The 20882-nt window shown below is 70.7% G+C and carries 17 protein-coding genes, 1 pseudogene and 1 riboswitch; of the genes and pseudogenes, 7 read left to right on the top strand and 11 right to left on the bottom strand.

The window, feature by feature from the left end; translation table 11 throughout:
- Positions 1-137 precede the first annotated feature (137 nt).
- From murJ to Dvina_RS53875, 7 genes are all read left to right on the top strand, one after another.
- Positions 138-2507, top strand: coding sequence for a murein biosynthesis integral membrane protein MurJ (gene murJ / locus Dvina_RS53845; protein ID WP_281428334.1), 2370 nt, complete (start codon positions 138-140; stop codon positions 2505-2507).
- A 501-nt stretch (positions 2508-3008) separates the two neighbouring features.
- On the top strand, positions 3009-4532 hold the full coding sequence (locus Dvina_RS53850) for a protein kinase family protein (RefSeq protein WP_246655923.1): 1524 nt from the start codon (positions 3009-3011) through the stop codon (positions 4530-4532).
- 36 nt (positions 4533-4568) lie between these two features.
- Entirely contained in the window at positions 4569-5171 is a 603-nt protein-coding gene (gene sigM, locus Dvina_RS53855; RefSeq protein WP_246655924.1) for an RNA polymerase sigma factor SigM, read from the top strand.
- The gene (locus Dvina_RS53860; protein ID WP_223100283.1) at positions 5168-6052 is read left to right on the top strand and encodes a hypothetical protein; all 885 of its coding nucleotides are present in this window, start codon (positions 5168-5170) and stop codon (positions 6050-6052) included. Before sigM ends, Dvina_RS53860 begins: the two co-directional genes overlap by 4 nt.
- A gap of 92 nt (positions 6053-6144) precedes the next feature.
- Entirely contained in the window at positions 6145-7071 is a 927-nt protein-coding gene (gene trxB, locus Dvina_RS53865; RefSeq protein ID WP_223100285.1) for a thioredoxin-disulfide reductase, read from the top strand.
- A 34-nt stretch (positions 7072-7105) separates the two neighbouring features.
- Entirely contained in the window at positions 7106-7441 is a 336-nt protein-coding gene (trxA, locus tag Dvina_RS53870) for a thioredoxin (RefSeq protein ID WP_223100287.1), read from the top strand.
- 249 nt (positions 7442-7690) lie between these two features.
- Positions 7691-8860 (top strand): N-acetylmuramoyl-L-alanine amidase, encoded by a 1170-nt coding sequence (locus Dvina_RS53875; protein ID WP_223100289.1) that lies wholly within the window; start codon positions 7691-7693, stop codon positions 8858-8860.
- 78 nt (positions 8861-8938) lie between these two features.
- On the opposite strand, the gene Dvina_RS53880 is transcribed toward Dvina_RS53875, so the two are convergent.
- The 11 genes and pseudogenes from Dvina_RS53880 to rpmH form a co-directional block, all read right to left on the bottom strand.
- Positions 8939-9619 carry a GNAT family N-acetyltransferase gene (locus Dvina_RS53880; protein ID WP_223100290.1) on the bottom strand — a complete coding sequence of 227 codons (681 nt, stop codon included), beginning with the start codon at positions 9617-9619 and terminating at the stop codon, positions 8939-8941.
- Positions 9620-9973: 354 nt separating this feature from the next.
- Positions 9974-10813, bottom strand: a complete 840-nt coding sequence (locus Dvina_RS53885; protein WP_380031351.1) for a hypothetical protein — start codon at positions 10811-10813, stop codon at positions 9974-9976.
- Positions 10814-11185: 372 nt separating this feature from the next.
- Positions 11186-12226 carry a ParB/RepB/Spo0J family partition protein gene (locus tag Dvina_RS53890; RefSeq protein ID WP_223100294.1) on the bottom strand — a complete coding sequence of 347 codons (1041 nt, stop codon included), beginning with the start codon at positions 12224-12226 and terminating at the stop codon, positions 11186-11188.
- Positions 12223-13449 (bottom strand): ParA family protein, encoded by a 1227-nt coding sequence (locus Dvina_RS53895; RefSeq protein WP_380031529.1) that lies wholly within the window; start codon positions 13447-13449, stop codon positions 12223-12225. Before Dvina_RS53895 ends, Dvina_RS53890 begins: the two co-directional genes overlap by 4 nt.
- Before the next feature lie 1749 nt (positions 13450-15198).
- Positions 15199-15891: pseudogene (gene rsmG / locus Dvina_RS53900) on the bottom strand (16S rRNA (guanine(527)-N(7))-methyltransferase RsmG); the annotation flags it as partial.
- A gap of 303 nt (positions 15892-16194) precedes the next feature.
- Positions 16195-17121 (bottom strand): bifunctional 5,10-methylenetetrahydrofolate dehydrogenase/5,10-methenyltetrahydrofolate cyclohydrolase, encoded by a 927-nt coding sequence (locus Dvina_RS53905; protein WP_223100298.1) that lies wholly within the window; start codon positions 17119-17121, stop codon positions 16195-16197.
- 15 nt (positions 17122-17136) lie between these two features.
- A riboswitch (ZMP/ZTP riboswitch) is annotated at positions 17137-17220 on the bottom strand.
- 304 nt (positions 17221-17524) lie between these two features.
- Positions 17525-18241 carry a Jag family protein gene (locus tag Dvina_RS53910; RefSeq protein WP_246655926.1) on the bottom strand — a complete coding sequence of 239 codons (717 nt, stop codon included), beginning with the start codon at positions 18239-18241 and terminating at the stop codon, positions 17525-17527.
- 121 nt (positions 18242-18362) lie between these two features.
- A complete protein-coding gene (gene yidC, locus Dvina_RS53915) occupies positions 18363-19439 on the bottom strand; it encodes a membrane protein insertase YidC (protein WP_223106252.1) in 1077 nt (358 codons plus the stop codon).
- 28 nt (positions 19440-19467) lie between these two features.
- The gene (gene yidD / locus Dvina_RS53920; protein WP_379993032.1) at positions 19468-19704 is read right to left on the bottom strand and encodes a membrane protein insertion efficiency factor YidD; all 237 of its coding nucleotides are present in this window, start codon (positions 19702-19704) and stop codon (positions 19468-19470) included.
- Between the two features lie 14 nt (positions 19705-19718).
- On the bottom strand, positions 19719-20126 hold the full coding sequence (rnpA, locus tag Dvina_RS53925; RefSeq protein ID WP_223100302.1) for a ribonuclease P protein component: 408 nt from the start codon (positions 20124-20126) through the stop codon (positions 19719-19721).
- Between the two features lie 32 nt (positions 20127-20158).
- A complete protein-coding gene (gene rpmH / locus Dvina_RS53930; RefSeq protein WP_223100304.1) occupies positions 20159-20296 on the bottom strand; it encodes a 50S ribosomal protein L34 in 138 nt (45 codons plus the stop codon).
- Positions 20297-20882 lie beyond the last annotated feature (586 nt).

A 20882-nucleotide genomic window follows, 5' to 3' on the forward strand; every position in this document is an offset into this window, starting at 1 on the left:
GGGGAAAGCAGGCACCGAGGGTAGCTGCCAGGTGTGCGTCGGGTCGCCCGATAATCCGTGGACCCTCGGAAGTGTCAGGGGGTGCCACTATGGTCGGTGCTGCGGATTGAGGCACGACGTCGGTAGGGATGTGGCGAATGGCTCCGGGTTCGGACCCGTGGGAGGACGAGGGCTGGCCGGAGCCTGCGCAGGCACCCTCGCGCCAGCCTGCGGACAAGCCGCACATTCGCCGCCGCGGTGTGCACCGGCGCCCTGAGGAGCCGACCGAGGTCCTGCCGCCCGCGCCCGAGGCGCCGGCCTGGGCCGACGTGCAGCCGGCCGGACCTACCGAGGTCATCCCACCGGCGCCACCCGCCCAGACGCCACCGGTCCCGATGCCGCCCGCCCAGACGCCGCTCGCTCCGACGCCTCCGAGCTGGGCCGATGTGCAGCCGGCCGGACCTACCGAGATCATCCCGCCACCGTCCTGGGCCGGCGCTCCGGCCGCGGCGACGCAGGCCGTGCCGCCGGTGCCCCCGGCCGCCGCGCCACCACCGCCGTTCACACCACCCGCCGGCCCGCCGCCCACGTTCATGCCGCCGACCGCCGCGCCACCGCCCACGTTCGCGCCGCCCGCCGCCGTGCCGCCCGCCGCTGCGTTCGGGACGCCTGCGCTCGAGACGCCTGCGCACGATCCGCTGGCCGGGCCCACGCAGGTGCTGCGGCCGCCCGCCGCCGGGCCAGTCGATCCGGGGCAGACGGTGCGGCTGGAGGTGGGGCGGCGGCCGGAGGGACTGACCGTCGACCCGGCCAACGCGCCCACCATGGCGCTGCCGCTGCTCACGCCGCGCCCGCAGGTCGTCGCCGACGCGCCACAGGTCGAGGAGTCGGTCCCGCCCAGCGCGGCCGACGACGACAGCACCGGCACCGTGGTCCGCAACAGCAGCACCATGGCCATCCTGAGCCTGGTCAGCCGGGCCACCGGCTTCCTGCGCGCCGCGGCCATCGCGGCGGCCATCGGCGGTGCCGTGGTCGGCGACGACTACACGCTGGCCAACAACCTGCCCAACCAGGTCTACGAGCTGCTGCTCGGTGGCGTCCTGGCCAGCGTGCTCATCCCGACGCTGGTGCGGGCCCGCAAGGACGACCCCGACCGCGGCGAGGCCCACGCGCAGCGCCTGCTGACGCTGGCCGCCGTCGCGCTCGGGATCGCGACAGTCCTCGTCGTGCTCGCCGCGCCGCTCATCACCGCGGTCTACACGCTTGGCAACGACAAGGTCACGACGGCCGACCGCGACCTGATCACGCTGCTGGCCTACCTGCTGCTGCCGGAGATCTTCTTCTACGGCCTGGCCGGCATCTCGGCCGCGATCCTCAACGTGCGCGGCCACTTCGCGGCGCCGATGTGGACGCCGATCCTGAACAACATCGTGGTCATCGCCACGGGCGGCGTGTTCATGCTGATCTCCGACGGCGTGCCGAAGCCCGACACGATCACGCTGCCCCAGGTGCTGGTCCTCGGCATCGGCACCACGCTCGGCATCATCGTGCAGGCGGCCGGGCTGTGGCCGGCCATGCGCAAGACCGGGTTCCGCTGGAAGTGGCGCTTCGACTTCCGCAAGCTGCACCTGCGCGAGCTGGCGAAGCTGGGCGCCTGGATGCTGCTCTACGTCGGGGTCAACCAGCTCGGCATCACGGTCGTCATGGCCCTGGCCAAGCAGACCCAGCTCCAGGGCGGCCAGGGTCCGGCGGTGTTCAACAACGCCTTCCTGATCTTCATGATGGCCCACGGCATCGTGGCCGTCTCCGTCATCACCGCGATCATGCCGCGCATCTCGGCCGCCGCCGCCGACGGGCGCTTCTCCGACGTGACCGATCAGCTCGCCCAGGCCAGCCGGCTGGCGTCGGTGATCCTGATCCCGGCCGCCGCCGTGTATGTCGTGCTCGGCAAGCCGCTGGCCGTCACGCTGTTCAACCACGGCAGCTACACCTACGACCAGGCACTGGCCACCGGCTCGGTGGTCGCCGCGGCCGGCCTCGGTCTGCTCCCGTTCGCGCTGAGCCAGATGCAGACAAGCGTCTTCTACGCCACGCGCGACACGAAGACCCCGGCGCTCGTGAACATCGGCGGCGTGGCCGTGCGCCTGCTCCTGGACGTGACCTTCTACTTCGTCCTGCCGGTCGCGGTGGTCACGACGTCGCTGATGGTCGGCACCGCGCTGTCCTACGTCGCCACATTGATCGTCGGCTACATCCTGCTCCGCAAGCGCCTGGGCCGGCTGGGCCTGCGCCGGCTGCTCGACACACTTATCCGCCTGGCCGCGGCCGCGGTGGTCGGCGGCCTGCTGGCCCTCGGCGTGACGTGGCTGATCGGCCTGATCATCGACCCGGGCTGGCTCCTCGGCGTCGTCCAGCTGATCTTCGGCAGCGCCGTGCTTGTCGCCGTCTACGCCGTCGGCGCCATCTTCCTGAAGGTGCCCGAGGTCAGCCAGTTCGCCGGCATGATCCGCCGCCGCCTGGGCCGCTGATCCGGCACCGCCGCGGCTCCTGGCGAATCGCCACCGGGCAGGGGTGGGCGTCAATTCCGGCGAGCGCCGAAGGACGTGTCGAAAAGCAAGAGAGAGGCGTCTCACTTGACGGTCCGGTTGAACCCGAACGGGGGTCGGTGCGTGACACCGGTGGGGTCAGTGCGACGTGCGGTAGCGGAGCGCTGGACGGGTACCAGAACAGGGCATATGTCGCTTTTGTCGAATGCGGCAACCGCAATGAGCGGCGCCAAGCCGTGTTGCGGTCCGGTGGGCTCCGGCGATTCAGTGAAAAGTACGTGAAGGGCAAATGACCGACCGGCCAGGACATGGGTGATCAATTGGCCCCGCGCGGGGTGGTCCGGAGATGATGACGTGTCGGAGACCGAAGAGGCGACAGGTAAGGTCAACCCCGGCGCCATGCCGAAGCGCTTAGGCTTAGTGACTGCGACTCGCGTTACGACGTACGGCACAGGTCGGCACACGGATCGGAAGGGAGGACGGGTGGCTGAGCTCGACGAAGGGCTGGAGGCCGGGGGCGTTCCCCGGGTCCTCACCTTCGGCACCCCATCCGTCGGTGAAATCCTTGCCGAGCGATACCAGCTCGAAGAGCACATCGGCAACGACTCGCTGGGCCGCCAGCTGTACCGCGGCATCGACGTCATCCTCCGCCGCCCAGTGGCGGTCGTCACGCGCTACCCCGGCGGGGAGAGCGCCAAGGAGATGCTGGCCGCGGCGGTCGCCGCGAGCCGGATCGTGCACCCGCACCTCGTCGGCGTCTATGACGCGATCGACGAGGGGGAGCGCGCCTACGTGGTGCGCGAGTGGGTGGACGGCATCGCGCTGCGGGACATCGTGGCGCAGGGGCCGCTCGACGCCGGCCGCTCGGTCGCGATCGCCTGGGCCGTCACCGACGCCGTAGCCGCGCTGCACGGCACCGGGATGGCGCACGGCAACGTGCACCCCGGCACCGTCCTCGTCGCGCACGACGGCCGCGTGGTGCTCACCGACGCTCGGGCCGACGACCGGGCCACGCCGGACACCGATATCCGGTCGATCGGCGCGATCCTTTACTGCGCCCTTACCGGCTACTGGCCGCACGCCGAGGCCGGGACCTACTCGGTGCCGGACGGGGTGCGCGACGAGTCCGGCGCGCTGCAGAGCCCCCGCCAGGTCCGCTCCGGCGTGCCGGCGCACCTCGACTCGCTCATCGCCGACCTGCTGAACCCCGAGATGCCGCTGCCCTCCGCCGAGTCGCTGGGCGCCGAGCTCGCCTCGTTCGGCAGCCTCGACGAGGAGGAGATCGCGGCCGAGGAGCAGGGCGGGCGCACCGACTTCGCGGCGTTCGACTCCGCATCGCAGTCCACCACCCCGCCGAAGCCGGCCGGGCGCAAGCTCGCCGTCGGCGTCGTCGGCCTGCTCGTGCTGGCCCTGGCCGGCACGCTCGCCGCGGCCCGGGTGCTCGGCGACCCGGCCTCACCGGAGGCCAGCCCGCCCGGCGCCAGTGCACCGGCCGGGACGACCGCCTCACAGCCGGCCAAGCCGGCCGGGCAGCCCGTCGAGTTCAAGATCGACGGGTCGAAGGTCCGCATCGTCGACCCCCAGGGCGACCGCACCGAGGTCAAGGACGCCGACAAGGCCGTCGACGGCGACGCCAACACGGTATGGAAGACCGAGCGCTACCCGCGGGCCGACTTCGGCGGCAAGAAGGCCGGCATGGGCATCTGGATCGACCTCGGCGAGGAGAAGCAGGTCGCCAACGTCCAGGTCGTGCTCCAGACCCCCGGCGCCGACGGCGAGCTGCGGGCCGGCTCGCAGGATCTGGGCAGCGGCAAGTCCCAGGACGCCGCGACGGTCCAGGGCTACCCGGTCGTGAACGCGCGCCAGGGCATGGGCAGCACCACCGTGTTCACCGGGCCGGAGCAGAAGACCCGCTACCTGCTCGTCTGGATCACGAAGCTGCCGAAGGAGAGCAACAGCGGCGGATACCGCGTGGCTATCGGAGAGATAACCGTCCGGGTGCAGTGACCCCACGAACCGTCCGCGGTCGATAAGGTGCGTCCCGTGGACGATGCTGAGCGCGACGACGCTTGGCTCCTGCGTGCCCATGCGCAGGGCGATCCCAACGCGTTCGCGGAGCTGGTCCGACGGCACCGCGACCGGCTGTGGGCGGTCGCCCTGCGCACCCTCGGAGACCGCGAGGAGGCCGCCGACGCACTGCAGGACGCCCTGCTCTCGGCGTTCCGCGCGGCGGCCAACTTCCGCGGCGAGTCGGCGGTCACCACCTGGCTGCACCGCATCGTCGTGAACGCCTGCCTCGACCGCATCCGCCGGCGACAGGCCCGCCCGACAGTGCCGCTGCCCGAGACCGACGTCACACCCGCACCGGCAAGCGACCGTGAGACCGCCCTGGACGTGCGCCAGGCGCTGCTGCAACTGCCGATCGAGCAGCGGGCGGCGCTGGTGCTCGTGGACGTCCAGGGTTACGCCGTCGCCGAAGCCGCCGTGATGCTCGGCGTCGCGGAGGGCACCATCAAGAGCAGGTGCGCCCGCGGCCGGGCCCGGCTCGCGATGCTCCTCGGTCACCTGCGGAACCCGGTCACCGACGGCCGCGTCCCATCAGAGAAGACGACTCCATCCGCATCCGGAAAGGAGGGTGGCGCATGACGGCCTTCTCCGAAGCCGACCTCGACCAGCTCGCCGACTTTGTCGGTGGGGCGCTGGACGGCACCCCGGAGGCGGACCACGTGCGTCACCTGGTGAGCACCGAGGAGAGCTGGGCCGAGGCCTACGCGATGCTCGTGACCGCCGACGCCGCCACGCGTGACGAGCTGCATGCTTTAGGAGCAGAGCCGGCGGTCGTACCTCCTGACGTCGCCCAACGCCTCGACGCGGCCCTGGCCGGGGCGATCGTCACACCTCCCACTGACGGCCCCGTCGTCGACCTGGCCCGGGCCCGTGAGGCCCGCCGCCGGCGCCGGATGCGCTGGACGGCCGGGCTCGCCGCGGCCGCCGCGGTGCTCGTGTGCGGTGGTGTGGGCGTCCAGGTCCTGCGCGACACCGCCACCAACTCGGACAAGCCCTCGGCCGCCATGCCCGACGCCGGCCGGGCCGAGCAGCAGACCGACAACGCGGGCGGCGTCGTCCCCGCCGAGGGCTCGGCCGGCAGCGGCTCGGCTGTCACGTTCAGCGGCCGCGACTACGCGCCCGGCACGGTCGGCAACCTGAGCGGGCAGGCGCCGCAGGCGCAGTCCGAGTCGCGCAACAACCTCAGCGGCAGTGCCGGCGCTGCGGCGAGTGTGCCGAGCCCTCTCGCGCGGCTGGCCGATCCGGCCGCCCGGGCCGCCTGCCTCAGCGCCATCACCAAGGAATACGGTGGTCAGGTGGCGTTGGTCGACTACGCGGCGTTCCAGGGCCAGCCCGCGCTGGTGGTGGTCGTCGACGGTTCCCGGACGGCGGCGGGCAAGCGGCTCGTGGTCGTCGTGGGGCCGGACTGCGGCATCGGCGGAGCGATCGCCGACGAGCGGTACCGGACCACCACCCCGTAGCGGTGATGTGGCACACGAGTCACCGTCCACCGGGAATGACCGGTTCGTAGGATGACGTTTTGCTGGCACAGGCTGAAATCGAGGAGTCGACCGTGGATGAGGTCCGCAACCTGATCATCGTGGGGTCCGGTCCCGCCGGTTACACGGCTGCGGTCTATGCCGCCCGGGCCAACCTCAAGCCGCTGGTGATCGAGGGTGTCACCTCCGGTGGCGCGCTGGTGACGACCACCGAGGTAGAGAACTTCCCAGGCTTTCCCGACGGCATCAACGGCCCTGAGCTCATGGACAACATGCGCAAGCAGGCCGAGCGGTTCGGGGCCGAGTTCATCACCGACGACGTGACGCGGGTGGCCCTGGAGGGCCCCGTGAAGAGCGTGTGGGTCGGCGAGACGGAGTACCAGGGCCGGGCCGTCATCCTGGCCACCGGCTCCGCCTGGCGCCCGCTGGGCGTCCCCGGAGAGCAGGAGCTGCTCGGCCGCGGCGTGTCGTCATGTGCCACGTGTGACGGCTTCTTCTTCCGCAACGAGAACATCGTGGTCGTGGGCGGCGGTGACTCGGCGATGGAGGAGGCGACGTTCCTCACCCGCTTCGCCAGCAAGGTGACGATCATCCACCGTCGCGACTCGTTCCGGGCCAGCAAGATCATGGCGGAGCGCGCCCTGGCCAACGAGAAGATCGAGGTCCTCTGGAACAGCGTCGTGACCGAGGTCCTGGACGGTGGCGGCCGCGTCGGCGGCATCCGCGTCAAGAACACGGTCACCGACGAGGAGCAGGACCTGCCGGTGGCCGGTGTCTTCGTCGCGATCGGCCACGACCCGCGCAGCGAGCTCTTCCGGGGCCAGGTCGAGCTGGACGCCGAGGGCTACGTGAAGGTGGATGCCCCGAGCACCCGCACCAACATCGAGGGCGTCTTCGCCGCCGGCGACGTCGTCGACCACACCTACCGGCAGGCGATCACCGCCTCCGGCACCGGCTGCGCCGCGGCGCTCGACGCCGAGCGGTTCATCGCGGCCCTGTAGCGGCGTTTCAGTTTGTTCGAGCGAAGGAGAGCGCATGGGAGCCATCGAGCCCGTCACCGACAAGACCTTTGAGGTCGACGTCCTCAAGTCGGATATTCCGGTCTTGGTGGACTTCTGGGCGGAATGGTGCCAGCCGTGCCGCAAGATCGAGACGATGCTGAACGAGATCGCCGTGGGTGACCTCGCCGGCAAGGTCAAGATCGTGAAGGTCGACATCGACAACAACCCCGAGACCGCCCGGGCCTACCAGGTCCTGTCGGTCCCGACCCTTACCGTCTTCAAGGACGGCGAACCGTTCCGCTCGGTCGTGGGCGCCAACCCGAAGAGCGCGCTGGTTCGTCTGATCGAGTCGGCGCTCGACCCGGCCTGACGTCTTTTCCAGGGCTGATGCCCCGCCTCCCGCTCAGCGGAGGCGGGGCTTCCCTGTTGTGGCCGCTCGAGGGACTGCTGTTTGTGGCCGGGGTTGTAGACCTCGGGCGCTGTCGAAGTCCGGCGTTGCGGCGATGGCCGGGCGGCGTTTGTCGTTGCTTGGGACCGGCCGCAGCGCGATACGGATGTGGTGGTAGTACGCTGCCTCGCGGGCGGGTCGGCGGGCAACAGGTACAACGGGAGGACCGATATGCGGGCGATCCGGCGCGGGGCGCGGGGTGCGGCGGTGGCCGAGATCCGCGGCATTCTGGTCGTGCTGGAGCTGCTCGACGACCTCCCGGCGGCCGACCCTTCGGTGCAGGACCCCGAGTACGACGATGCTGTCGAGCACGCCATTCGCGAGTTCCAGCAGAGCCGCGGCCTGACTGTCGACGGCGAGGTCGGGGACGAGACCTGGCGGGCGCTCGACTCGGCTCGGTGGCGGCTCGGCCAGCGGGCGCTGTTCCACACCGTCGGTGACCCGTACGTGGGCGATGACGTGCGGCAGCTGCAGGAGCGGCTGCTCGAGATGGGGTACAACCCCGGGCGGGCCGACGGCATCTACGGCGGGCTGACCGCGACCGCTGTGGCCCAGTTCCAGCGCGAGGTCGGCCTGCGCTCGGATGGCGAGTGCGGCCCGGCCACGATCGGTGCGCTGCGCCGGCTCGGGCGCAAGGTCATCGGTGGTCGGCCCCAGCTCCTGCGCGAGGCCGAGGCCTTCCGCGAGTCCGGCCCGACACTGCTCGGCAAGCGCATCGTGATCGACCCAGGCCACGGCGGTCCCGACTCGGGCAACGTGGTCCCGGACGGCCCGCTGCGGTGGGTGGAGGCCGACCTCGTGTACGACCTCGCCGCCCGCCTGGAAGGCCGCCTGGCCGCGGCCGGCATGCGGGTGAACCTGACCAGGGGTCCGCACCCGGCGAGCGCTGTGAGCGATCGTGACCGGGTCCACATCGCCAACGAGCTCGGGGCCGACCTGCTGATCTCGATCCACGTCGACGGGCACCGCACGCCGCTGGCCGACGGCGTCGCCACGTACCACTACGGCTCCGTCTCCGGGCCCACCTCCGTCGTGGGGGAGCGGCTGGCGGGTCTGGTGCAGCGCGAGATCGTCGTTCGCACCGGGCTGCGCGACTGCCACACCCACCCGAAGACATGGGAGCTGCTACGCCTGACGCGGATGCCGGCGGTGCGGGTCGACGTGGGCTACCTGACCTCGCCCACCGACCGCCAGCAGCTCATCGACCCCGCGTTCCGGGATCGGGTCGTGGAGGCCATCATGGCGGCCGTGCAGCGCATGTATCTGCCGGTCGAGGCCGATGTGCCGACCGGGTCGATCGACGTGAGCCTGCTGCGGGCGCTTACCGCCTCCGAGGCTTAGGGCCCACTCCCCGCCGGCCCACGGAAACGACCGGCCGGCCGGTGCGGCTGCGGGCGCGCGGAGGCGCCCCGGTGGGGCTCAGCCCGTGGTCATTTCCCGCGTAGCCGGGCGGACCGGAAGAACCGGGCGAAGCAGCGATTCCGGGCTCATTGACCCGAGGAGCTTCTCCAGCGCGTATTCGACGTCCGACTTCCACGACAGCGCGGTCCGCAGCTCCAGGCGGAGGCGTGGATAACGCGGATGTGGTCGTACCGTCTTGAAGCCGATCGACAGGTAGAAGTCCGCCGGCGCCAGGCAGCCCCGCTCGTTGCGCCCGGCCTCGTCGACCTCGCCGAACTTCGCGTCGCCGAACGCCTCGATCGCCTTCACGCCGCGCTTCGTGAGGTCACGGGCGACGCCCTGGACGAGCATCCGGCCGAGCCCGCCGTCGGCGAACGGCTGGACCACGTGGGCGGTCATCAGCAGTACCGCATCCGGCGACACCGGCGACGTCGGGAATGCCATGCTGCGCGGCACATAGGCCGGCGGCGCGAACATCACGAACCCGGCGGGCATCCCGTCGACGTACACCAGCTTCCCGCACGAACCCCACTCGAGCAGCGTCTGCGAGACCCAGGCTTCCTTCTCGAGGCCGGGGTCGCCGTTCGCGCAGGCGCGGTCGGCGGCCACGGGGTCGAGCTCCCAGAAAACGCAGTCACGGCACGATCGAGGAAGATCCTCGAGGGTGTCCAGCGTCAAACTGACGAGACGTCGCGACATTGGCCCATCTCCACCGCACCCGGGATTAGCTCGTCATGATGGTACGCACTCGCGACACGCCGCGGGACCCATCCGCGGACAGTTCCTCAACCTGCTCCCGACGCCCGCTCGCGGCCCACGCCGCCGGCCTGCGAATCACCCGATCGGGTCACTGCCTGCACATTCTTCGCTACAACCGCAGCGGCACCGACAGCCGCTGCCGGCTCGGAAATGACCCGGCGCGGACGAAGAGCGAGGCGCCGGACCGACTCCGGCCCGACGCCTCCAAGTCTCACCGCCGTATGTCTGTCCACGGCGTCCTGCGTCAGTCCGCGGCGTCCTGTGCCTGTCGGCCGGGGACGAAGTGGCGGGCCCTTACGACGGCTGCCCGTGGTGGGCGCCGGGTCCGGGGCCATCGGTGTCGGGAGCGTCGCCGTTGCCCTCGGCCGGCTCGGAGACAATGACGTCGTCGTTCTCCACGGCGGCCGCGGCCGGCTCGAGGGCGTCGTCGGGCCGCGTCTGCGCTTCGCGCTCCGCGTCGGCGAGGCTCGTTGGAGCCGTCCAGTTGATGCGGGGCGGCTCCGCCAGCGGGCGGCCACCGAACTCCGCAAGCCACGCCGCCACCAGGGCCAGGTTCTCCCGCCACTGGTCCTCGGGGATCGGCGGAAGGATGTCGTCCCACAGCGCGAGGAAGGTGCCCTGGAGCTGGAGCCGGCCGTAGGGCCGAGCCAGGAACCAGACGTGCAGGTGGGCGGCGCCGTCGCCCCAGCGGTTCACGTGAACCCGGGCCACACCGTCGAGCGAGCGGATCGCGCGCTCCAGCCGGACCGTCATGACGCCGAGCTCGGCCGCGAGCATGTTCGGTAGGTCGCCCAGGTCGAGGTGCGAGCGGGACTCAAGGATCAGCACCGCGGGGAGGCCGGTCGGGCGGTCGAGGGCTCGGACGCGCCAGCGGTCGCTCACCCAGATGTACGCGTCATCCGGCGCCGCGCACGCCCGGCACTCGGCAGGGTTGTCGCCGTGGCGGGGTGGCTCGATCGGCACAGGGTCGAGGAGTCGCTTGACGCGGATGTCACCTTCGAACGGAAAGGTGGGCCAGTAGGTGAAGCTGGGAAGCTGCTGCGGCTCGGGCACGAAGCCGACCCTAGCCGACCGCGGCCTCGGTGTCCGCACCCTGTGGATAGACATGAAGTTATCCACAGGATCGCTATCCATCTGTGGATGAGCGCTTTGAATCGCAGGTGGGACGCGCGGCCTTCATCCACAGGCTCGCGAACTCGCTAGCGCTCGGTTTCACGTGAAACGGGCCAGCCTGTGGATAACCCCTGTGGATAAATTTCGCTCAGAGCCGTTCTCTCAAGATTCTTCCCCGCCCGGATTTTCGCCTCCGGCCGTTCCAATCGGCCATTTTCGGTGCCCGGCGGACCGTGAGGTACGCCCGAGTGCGGACTTCACATCGGCCGGTCCAGAGCTGACTCCGGCGGCAGCAACGGTCGCCCATCGCGGGGACCGGAGAGAGCGAGGGAGCCCGAAACGACGAAGGGCCGTCCCTGGCGGGGCGGCCCCTCGAGCGATGGATACTCGCGCCTACTCGCGCTGTGTCGCCGACTGCTCTTCCGGCACGCCGATGATCCCGACGATTCGCTCGAGGTCGTCGACAGTTGCGAACTCGATCGTGATGCGGCCCTTGCGTCGGCCGATGTCGACCTTGACGCGGGTGTCGAAGCGATCGGAGAGGCGGTCGGCGAGATCGGACAGCGCCGGCGCGTGAGGCTTGGCGCGGCGCTGGGCCGGTGCCGACTTCTTCGGCGCCTCGGACGCGGCCAGCTGCACGAGCTCCTCGGTCGCGCGCACCGACAGGCCCTCGGCGACGATCCGGGTCGCGAGCGACTCCTGCTCCTCGGAGTCCTCGAGCCCGAGCAGTGCACGGGCGTGCCCGGCCGAAAGGACGCCGGCCGCGACCCGGCGCTGGACCGGCGCGGGGAGGTTCAGGAGACGGATCGTGTTCGAGATCTGCGGCCGCGACCGCCCGATGCGCTTGGCGAGCTCCTCGTGGGTCGCGCCGAACTCCTCGAGCAGCTGCTGGTATGCGGCCGCCTCTTCCAGCGGGTTGAGGTTCGCCCGGTGGATGTTTTCCAGGAGCGCGTCCCGCAGCATCGCGTCGTCGCGCGTCTCGCGGACGATCGCCGGGATGGCCTCCTTGCCGAGCGCCTGGGCGGCCCGCCAGCGGCGCTCACCCATGACGAGTTCGTACTTCGCGTCGCCCACCGGCTCGCCCAGTTCGCGCACGACGATGGGCTGGAGGAAGCCGACCTCCTGGATCGAGGTCTTCAGCTCCTCGATCGCCTCGTCGTCGAACACCTGCCGCGGCTGCTTCGGGTTCGGCATGATCGCGGTGACCGGAATTTCGGCGAACCGGGCACCCGGCACCGGGGCAAGCGCCTCACCGGCCGGAGCGGGAGCCGCCGCGGCAGGCGTCTGCTCGGCGGACGAGGGTGCGCCGTTCGCGGCGGCCGGGGGAGTGGCGAGCGCGGTCGCAGTGCCGGTCGCGCCCTCGGCCGGCGCGGCGGCGGTCGGGATGAGAGCGCCGAGCCCTCGTCCGAGACCCCCACGTCGGTTCGACTTCATGCGACCCCTCCCACCTGCGCGCCCTGCGCACCACGCAGCGCGATCTCCTGCGCCGCCTCGAAATAGCTGACCGCACCCCGCGAGCCCGGGTCGTACGTCATGACCGACTGGCTGTAGCTCGGCGCCTCGGACACCCGCACGTTGCGGGGGATGACGGCGTTCAGGCACTTCTCGCCGAAGTGGTTACGCACGTCCTGCTCGACGAGGTCGGCCAGGCGAGTGCGCCGGTCGTACATCGTCAGGAGCACGGTCGTGATGTCGAGCTTCGGGTTGAGGTGCGACCGGACCAGCTCGATGTTGTTCGTGAGCGCCTGCACACCTTCGAGGGCGTAGTACTCGCACTGGATCGGGATGAGGACCTCTTCGGCCGCGACGAGCGCGTTGACCGTGAGAAGGCCGAGCGAGGGCGGGCAGTCGATGAAGATGTAGTCGTACGCGTCCCCGCCGGCCTCGATCGCGCGCTTCAGCCGCGATTCGCGGGCAACAACGGAGACGAGCTCGATCTCGGCCCCGGCGAGGTCGATCGTCGCCGGGACGGCCCACAGGTTCGGGATGCCCTCCACCTGCTGAGTCACCGCGTCGAGAGGGGCGCCGTCGATCAGGCAGTCGTACACGTCCGGCACCCCGGAATGGTGCGGCACGTTCAGGCCCGTGGAGGCGTTGCCCTGGGGGTCGAGGTCGATAACCAGCACCCGGTTGCCGTGCAGCGCCAAGGCCACCGCGATGTTCACCGCAGTGGTCGTCTTCCCGACGCCGCCCTTCTGATTGGCTACACACATCGTGCGGCGCCGTGGTGGGCGGGGCATGGTGATCTCCCCACTCGGGTTGAGAATCTCCACGGCGCGCTTTGCCTCCTGTGCCAGCGGTGGGTCTTCGGTTTCACGTGAAACGTACGCGTCAGTCATTGCGCCCTCGGAATCCGCGGTCACGGCGGACGGGTGTGGTCTTGGGGATGGCGTGTTCCGTCGTTCGGGCCGCGCCTCGGCCGGAGAAGCGTCGACCGCTGGTGACACGCCCCGGCCGTAAAGGGTACCGCCTGCGCCCCTGTCGTTAGGTCCGCTGGCATGAAACCCCACCGTGCTGCCGCGTGTCGGATCCGGTCGGCCGCTCTTCGGCGGGGTCGAAGCAGAACTCCGCGGGTGTACTGCCTGAGGCGGCGCAGGCACCACCGGCCCCAGAGCACCGGGCGGCGTCGCCGAGCCGGGCGGCGCACTATGAGGCATCGGCGATTGCGGGGCCGGAGCGGGGGGAGCGGGAGGCTCGAACCGCACTGGCTCCACGCCCCGCGACTCCCCGTTGTCGCCCCGAGGCTGCGGCACCGAGCGGCCGCTGGGCCGTACGCCCCAGCCCTCTATACCTGTTTCACGTGAAACCTGAGTGTCGGCGTCGCCGTAGCCCGGACCATCGTCGCTGTCGCGCACCATGTCAGCCCCGTCCCGCTCGGAAAGGTGTGCACCCTCGGCCACCTCCTCCGATCCCGGGTCGCCGACAGGTCGACCTGAGACGTTGGTACCCGCCGGCGTCCCACCGGGAACCAAGTCCGCCACGGCCCCGACGGAGTGGTGCTCGTCATCGGTCGCATTGGAAGAAGGTTCGCCGGAGACCGCCCTCGGGTCGGAGCGAACTCCCTCGGGAGTAGCCCTGGCGGTCTCGGTCCCGGCTTCAGAGGTCCCCGCTGGGGGCTCGTCATCCGGGTCCGCTCCGTCCAGGCCGGCTTCCTCGGGTGCCGCTCCGTCGGACAGAAAAGTGGCGCGGGGCCAGCCTACGGCGCTTCGCCGGGTGGAGCTACGACTGACCGGCGCGTCGTTGGGCTTCTCACCCCAGCTTGGCCGCCAATACACCAGAAATCCGTCAACTCGCCGCAGCAGCCCGCCGAGCCGCTGTATGGACGACTGCGGCCACCCAATCGCATCCCCGCCTGGGTGCATCTCCGTCGCCGCTGACTGAGGCGCCCAACCACCGCCACGAGCCGACCGCCCCTCCGCCGGCCGAGCCCCGGCCGACCGCGACTCGGCCGACCGAGCCTCCGTTGTGCGAGCCGGTCTCGTGTCAGCCGGCCGGGCCGACCGCCCCTGCGCCGGCCGGGCCGAGTCCGCCTCCGCCAACTGGGCCGACGCCACTTCCGTCGACTGGACCGACGCCGCTTCCGTTGTCCGCACCGGGGCCGGCCGGGCCTCCGTCGACTGAACCAACCGCTCCCGGCCGCTCCGCACCGACGGCGCGACGGCCGACGGGACCGATGCCTCCGCCGCCTGAGTCTCTGCCTGAGTCTCCGCCTGCGCCTGCGCCTCCTGAGTCTCCGCCGACCGCGACTCCGGTGCAGACATCCCCATCGGCCGCGTCTCCGTCTCACGCGACCCCGCCGACCGAGGCTCTGTGGACCGGGGCTCGGTGGACCGCATCCCCGCCGACCGCGGCTCTGTCGACCGCAGCTCTGTCGACCGCGTCCCCGCCGACCGCGTCCCCGCCGACCGCGGCTCTGTCGACCGCAGCTCCGGCGCCTGCGACTTTGCCGGCCGAGACTCGGCCGCTCGCGACTTCGGTGGTTGCGTCTGCGCCGACCGGGCTTCCTCTGATCGGGGTAGAGCCTTCGTCGACCGGGGCGCCGCGTCCGCCGCGTCTGGCGGCTGGGCCGGTGCGGCCTGACTGTCGCCGCCGGCCGGTGATGGTGTTACCGGTTCGCCCTGTGGTCCCTGATCGCCGATCGCCTTGCCGTCACCCATGAGTCCTCCGCGTTCCCCCGTTGGCCGGGGCCGCGGTACCGCCCCGGGTTATCGGCCGCGGCGCCCGCCGGTTCCGCGGGGCCGCTCGCCGCCGTGCTCGCGCCCGTCCCCGGCGTTCCGGTTTCGCGCGCCTTCCCGCCCGCCCGCGGCGCCGGACTTCGGCGCTCGGGCGGTTCCCGGCTCGCGCTCGCCCCCGGAACTCCGGTCGCGTGCGGTCTGCCGGTCCCGTCCGTCCCGGGAGCTCCCGGAGCGGGCGGCGTCGCGGGTACGCGCCCCACCGGACGTCCGGAGGTTCGCGGCCTCGCGCTCGCGCACGATGTCGACAACGGTGGTGGGCTCGGCGAGGATGGCGTCCCCGCACGTGCGCACCGACGGGGTCGCCGCACCGAGCCGAGTGAGCACGTCCGCGTGCTCGGCGATCTCGGCCGCCGCGGAGGCGCCCTTCATCGCGAGCATGCGGCCACCGATGGCGGTGAGGGGGAGACACCAGCCGGCGAGCCGGTCGAGCGGAGCGACGGCCCGGGCGGTGACGACGTCGGCGAGCGGGAGCTTCCCGACGCACTCCTCGGCCCGCGCGCGGACCACGGAGGTCCACTCGAGGCCGAGCGCCGTCACCGCTTCGGATAGGAATGCGGTACGTCGTGCGAGCGGCTCGACCAGGGTGACTGACAGGTCGGGACGAGCCACTGCCAGCACCATACCGGGCAGTCCGGCTCCAGACCCGACGTCGACCACCGAGGCACCCGACGGAATGAGATCTGCGACCACCGCGCAGTTCAAAAGGTGCCGTTCCCAGATCCGGGGAGCCTCGCGCGGCCCGATCAGCCCACGGACGACGCCGTCGGTCACGAGCAGTTCGGCGAACCGGATCGCGATGGGGAGCCGGTCCCCGAACACCTTCTCCGCCGCGGGGAGGATCTCACTGGGCACTGCACCGTCCATCCGTCAAGCAAACCACGCCTCGGCGGCCACCCCGCTGCCGCCACCCGGGAGGCGGGGGAGCGAGGAGGCCGCCGCACGTTTCACGTGAAACAGCCTCACCGGGCCGGCGGTCGATCAGCGGAGGGATTTGCGACAGATCCATGGAGCCGATCCACCGGCCTGCGAACGACGTCTGCGTAGGGCTCGGCCCGGAGGACTGCCCGGGTTGGTCGTAGCCCCGTTTCACGTGAAACGGCGATCGACTCAACTCCGGTCGAGGGCGCCGCGGGGGCACACCGGCGACGAAGCTCGACCGGGAAACGTTTAGGCGACGCGGCGCTCGGCCGCCTCGATGGCGTTCCGGAACAGCATCGCCACCGTCGTGGGGCCGACCCCGCCGACCCGTGGGGTGATCGCCCCAGCCACCTCGGCACACGACTCCGCCACGTCGGGCAGCAGCCGCCGCCCCTCGTATCGCACGCCGCCACCGATCACGACAGCCCCGGGCTTCACATGCTCGGGCTGGATGATTCCCGGCACGCCGGCCGCGGCGATGAGGATGTCGGCGCGGAGGGTGTACCGGGCCCAGTCCGGCACGCCGGTGTGGACGACCGTCACCGCGGCGTTGGCCGTCGGGCGCTTCTGGGCCAGGAGCATCGCCAGCGGGCGCCCGAGCGTTGCCCCGCGTCCGAGAATGACGACCTCGCGGCCGCTCACCTGAATCTCGTAATGGGCCAGGAGGGCTTCGATGCCGGCGGGGGTACACGGGAGCGGTCCCGGGATTCCGACGGCGAGGCGCCCGAGGTTCAGGGGGTGCATGCCGTCGACGTCCTTGTCCGGGTCGACCCGCATGAGAGCGGCGTCGTAGTCGAGGTGGGCCGGCGTCGGGTACTGGATCAGCAGCGCGTGCACATCCGGGTCGGCGTTGAACTCGTCGATCGCGGCGCGGAGGTCGGCCTGGGTCGAGTCGGCCGGCAGGTGCCGGTGCGGTGAGTCGAACCCGAGCTCCGCGGCCTGGCGCTGCTTGATCCGGATGTAGCCGGCGCTGGCGTCATCGTCGCCGACGAGGATCGTCGCCAGGGAGGGCGTGACACCTCGGGAGCGCAGCGCCTCCACCCGGGCCGTCACGTCGGCGAAGATGCGCTCGGCCACCGGCCCGCCGGGCAGCAGCCGGGCCGACCCGGTGCCCGACTCGGACGGGTTCGACGCTGCGGGGGAGGCGACGGAGGCGGGAGAGGTCGAGTTGGACATACGGCTCCTCGTACGCGTGGGAGCCCAGGCGGTCGACGTCCCACGACGAGGCTTCCCGATGGTTGCCCATCCTCAGTGCCGCCAGTCGCGTCCCTCCAAGTATGCCCTCCCCGAACAGACCGGCCGCAACGGGGACCAAGCGGACCACCCCTCAAAGCACCAGCGGATCGTGGCAACCACCCGCGCTCCCGCGCGAGGTGTCGACGGCGACGGCGACGTGACGGGCCGACGGCATGTGGTGGTCGTGGGCACCGCATCCAAATCATGCGTTCCCCTGCCGGACGCCGCCGGCACCCAGACAGGAGGGACCCGTACAACCAGACACGAGCGGTCTGGTGCTAAACGAAACCGCCCCGGCCGCGAGGGCCGGGGCGGTTCGACGAGCGGACTGAGTGAACGAGCGCTACGCGGTTGGGCGGACCACGATCCGGCGCGAGGGCTCGACGCCCTCGGACTCGCTCTCGACGCCGGGAAGGGCGTTGATGACGTCGTGGACGCACTTGCGCTCGAATGCGCTCATCGGCTCCAAGCGCACCGCCTCGCCGTACTCCTTGACCTTCTCTGCCGCGTTCTTCGCAATGGCGCCCAGCTCCTTGCGGCGCAGTGCGCGGTAGCCGCCCACGTCCAGCAGCAGCCGGCTCGGCGAGCCCGTCTGCCGGAACACGGCCAGCCGGCTCAGCTCCTGCAGCGCCTCCAGCGTCGCGCCCCGCTGCCCGACGAGGGCCTGCAGCCGCTTTCCGGAGCCGTCCCCGCCCTCGACGACCTCGACGACCGGGCGGCCGCTGACGACCAGCTCGTCGATGTCGCCGTCGTAGTCGAGGATGTCGAGCAGGCCCTCCATGTAGTCGGCCGCGATCTCACTCTCGCGGAACAGGTCCGTACTCGAGCGGGTCGAGGCACTGCCGTTCGCGGCGCCCTCCGGGGAGCCCTCCGCGGACTCCTCGGCATCTTCCGCGTCCTCGTCGTCGTCCTCGTCATCGAGGTCGTTCTCGAGGTCGGCGTCCTTGGGCTCCGCATCCGCCGGGGCGGAGGCCGAGGCCGAAGCCGGGCCCGAGGATGGCGAGGAAGCAGACTGCTGGTCCAGGGCCTCGGCGCCGAGATCACTGGTGGTGTCGGTCACGAAAACTCATCTCCGCTTGTTTGGGGCGCCGAGGCGCCGTCACAGGTCGTCGGTGAGGGGTGGGTTGCTACAGGGAGCGCCACGCGCCGGGCCGATTGAGGGGTGGCCCGGCGCTGTCGCATCAACCCGACTGCCGCTTCGCGGCGCCACCCTTCTTCGGGTTGATCGGCTTGGCGCCCGGCTTCGGTGCGCGGGACGGGCCGGCCGGCTCCGGAGCGGCGCCGTTCGCCTTGGCGCCGTTGGCTTTGACGCCGGTCGCCTTCACGGGGCCGCCCTTGCCGTTGGTCCGCTGCTGGGCGGCGGCCTGCTCGCGAGCCTTGCTGAACAGCGCGCCGAAGCCGCTGGGCTGCTTGGCGTCGGCGGTCTGCTTGCCTCCGGCCTTGAACGGCGTGGTGGTGGTGTTCGCGTTCGCCGGCGGCGGGTACTTGTGCAGGACCCAGTACTGCTGGCCGAGCGTGATGGCGTTGTTGGTGACCCAGTAGATGATGACGCCGATAGGGAAGTACCAGCCCGAGGTCAGCGTGAAGAACGGGATGCCGTAGAGCATGAACTTCTGGATCATGCGCTGCTGCGGGTCGGAGTTCCAGCCCGTCTTCTTGATCATCTGGCGCTGGGTCAGGTAGGTCGTTGTGATCATCAGCGCGACCAGGATGGCGGCGACAATCTTGACCGCGGTCGAGCTCGCGTCGATCTTCAGCAGGTCGGCCGCGCTGCTGCTGAACTTGGCGACGATCGGGGCGTCGAAGAGGCGAGCGTCGACGGCGCTCTCGAACTCCTTGACCGTCCAGCCGTAGAGCGTCTGCTGGTGCTCGGACTGGCCGGGGCGGAGGTGGCGCAGCACGTGCAGGAGGCCGATGAAGACCGGGATCTGGAGGAACATCGGAAGGCAGCCCATGAGCGGGTTGACCTTCTCCTCCTGGTACAGCTTCATGACCTCCTTCTGGAGGGTCTCCCGGTCGCCCTTGTGCTTCTCCTGCAGCTCCTTCATCTTCGGCTGGATCGCCTGCATGGCGCGCTGCGACTTGATCTGCTTGACGAAGATCGGGAAGAGCACGACCCGGACGGTGATCACGAGGAAGACAATCGCGAGCACCCACTGCCAGTTGGTGCTCAGCACCCGGTGGTCCGGCAGGATCGAATCCCAGACGGTGTGCCAGAACAGCATCACCTTCGAGATCAGCCAGTAGATCCCGGCCATGAGCTTGCTAATCACGACACCGCTCCAGTCACGTTGACTCGGGCTCGGGCGAGTGTCCCCGGCGCGGAGGCACCGGGTCGAACCCACCGGGGTGGAATGGGTGGCAGCGCAGCAGCCGCCAGATCGCGAGACCGATTCCCTTGATCGCGCCGTGCGTGCCGACCGCCTCCAGGGCATAAGCGCTGCACGACGGGTAGAACCGACAACGCGCCGGCAGCGCCGGGCTTATCCAACGACGGTACGCGACGATGGGAGCTGCCACGATCCGGGCTCCGGCGTTCATCGACGGACACCTCGGCTCTTCGGTCGGCGCGCGGCCTCAAGCGCCGAGTCAAGATCTTCTTCTAGGCTCTGGTACGTCCGGCCGGCCGCCTCCGGTAACGCCCGCACCACGATCATGGAGCCCGGCGGCAGGCCGGCCAGGCGCGGCCGGACCAGGTGCCGCAGGCGGCGCTTCACGGTGTTGCGCACGACGGCGTTGCCCACGGCCTTGGAAACCACAAAACCGGCGCGGGCCGGCGAATCATCCGAAACCGGCTGATCAGGTGCAAACACAGCAACCCCGGGCCGCGAAGGCCCGGGGTTGAGGAAATGTACGACCACGGCCCCCCGGCCGGCCCGGCGGCCGTTGCGAATGGTGGCGGCGAAATCTTCCCGCCGCCGCAGTCGCTGAGCGGCCGCCAGCACGCTGCCTCCCGGAGGGCCCGGTTGTCGATGGCTCAGGCCGAAAGGGTTCCGCGCCCCTTGGCGCGACGCGCCGAGAGGATCGCACGGCCGGCGCGGGTGCGCATGCGCAGCCGGAAGCCGTGGGTCTTCGCGCGCCGGCGGTTGTTCGGCTGGAAGGTGCGCTTGCTCACGTCGGGGCTCCGTCTTCGTGATCGTGAGTGGGACGCAGCCGAACAGTGAACGCGCTGGACCCACAGAACAAGGTGGATTGGAGTTTACCAGGACACGGTGCTCCAACCGAAACAGGGTACGCGCCGCCTCACTGACCGTCAACGATCGCCGCACGGTGGCGCCACAGGCCCGTCCACCCACATCCCAGACCGCGGCTGTGAACAAAGAAACCCCAGGTCGGAGCCGTAATCCACAGGTTAGTTGTGGACAACGGTTGAGTGTCTGTGGACAACGCTGTTAACGTGCCCGGTTGCCGGTCGACACCGCGACGGCCGGCGACGGGGAACAACTGGACTTTCCGGAAGTAACGGACGCTGCTGCGTGGGGGTCAGACCGCGTCCGACCTGCATCACCTCTGTGTACGCGCTGATCACCGCACGGTCAGCACGGGATGAGAGGGAATCAGGACGATCCGTTCATGGGACATGACTCGTTGATACACAGGTTGTGGAAAACCTGTGGACAATGGGGACCCGGGCGGCGGGAAGAAACCGGCACCGTCCACTCGCGGTGGGGGCCGCGAATCATGATGGGGGTGCGCGAACG

The organism is Dactylosporangium vinaceum, assembly GCF_019904175.1.
Taxonomy (GTDB): Bacteria; Actinomycetota; Actinomycetes; order Mycobacteriales; family Micromonosporaceae; genus Dactylosporangium; species Dactylosporangium vinaceum.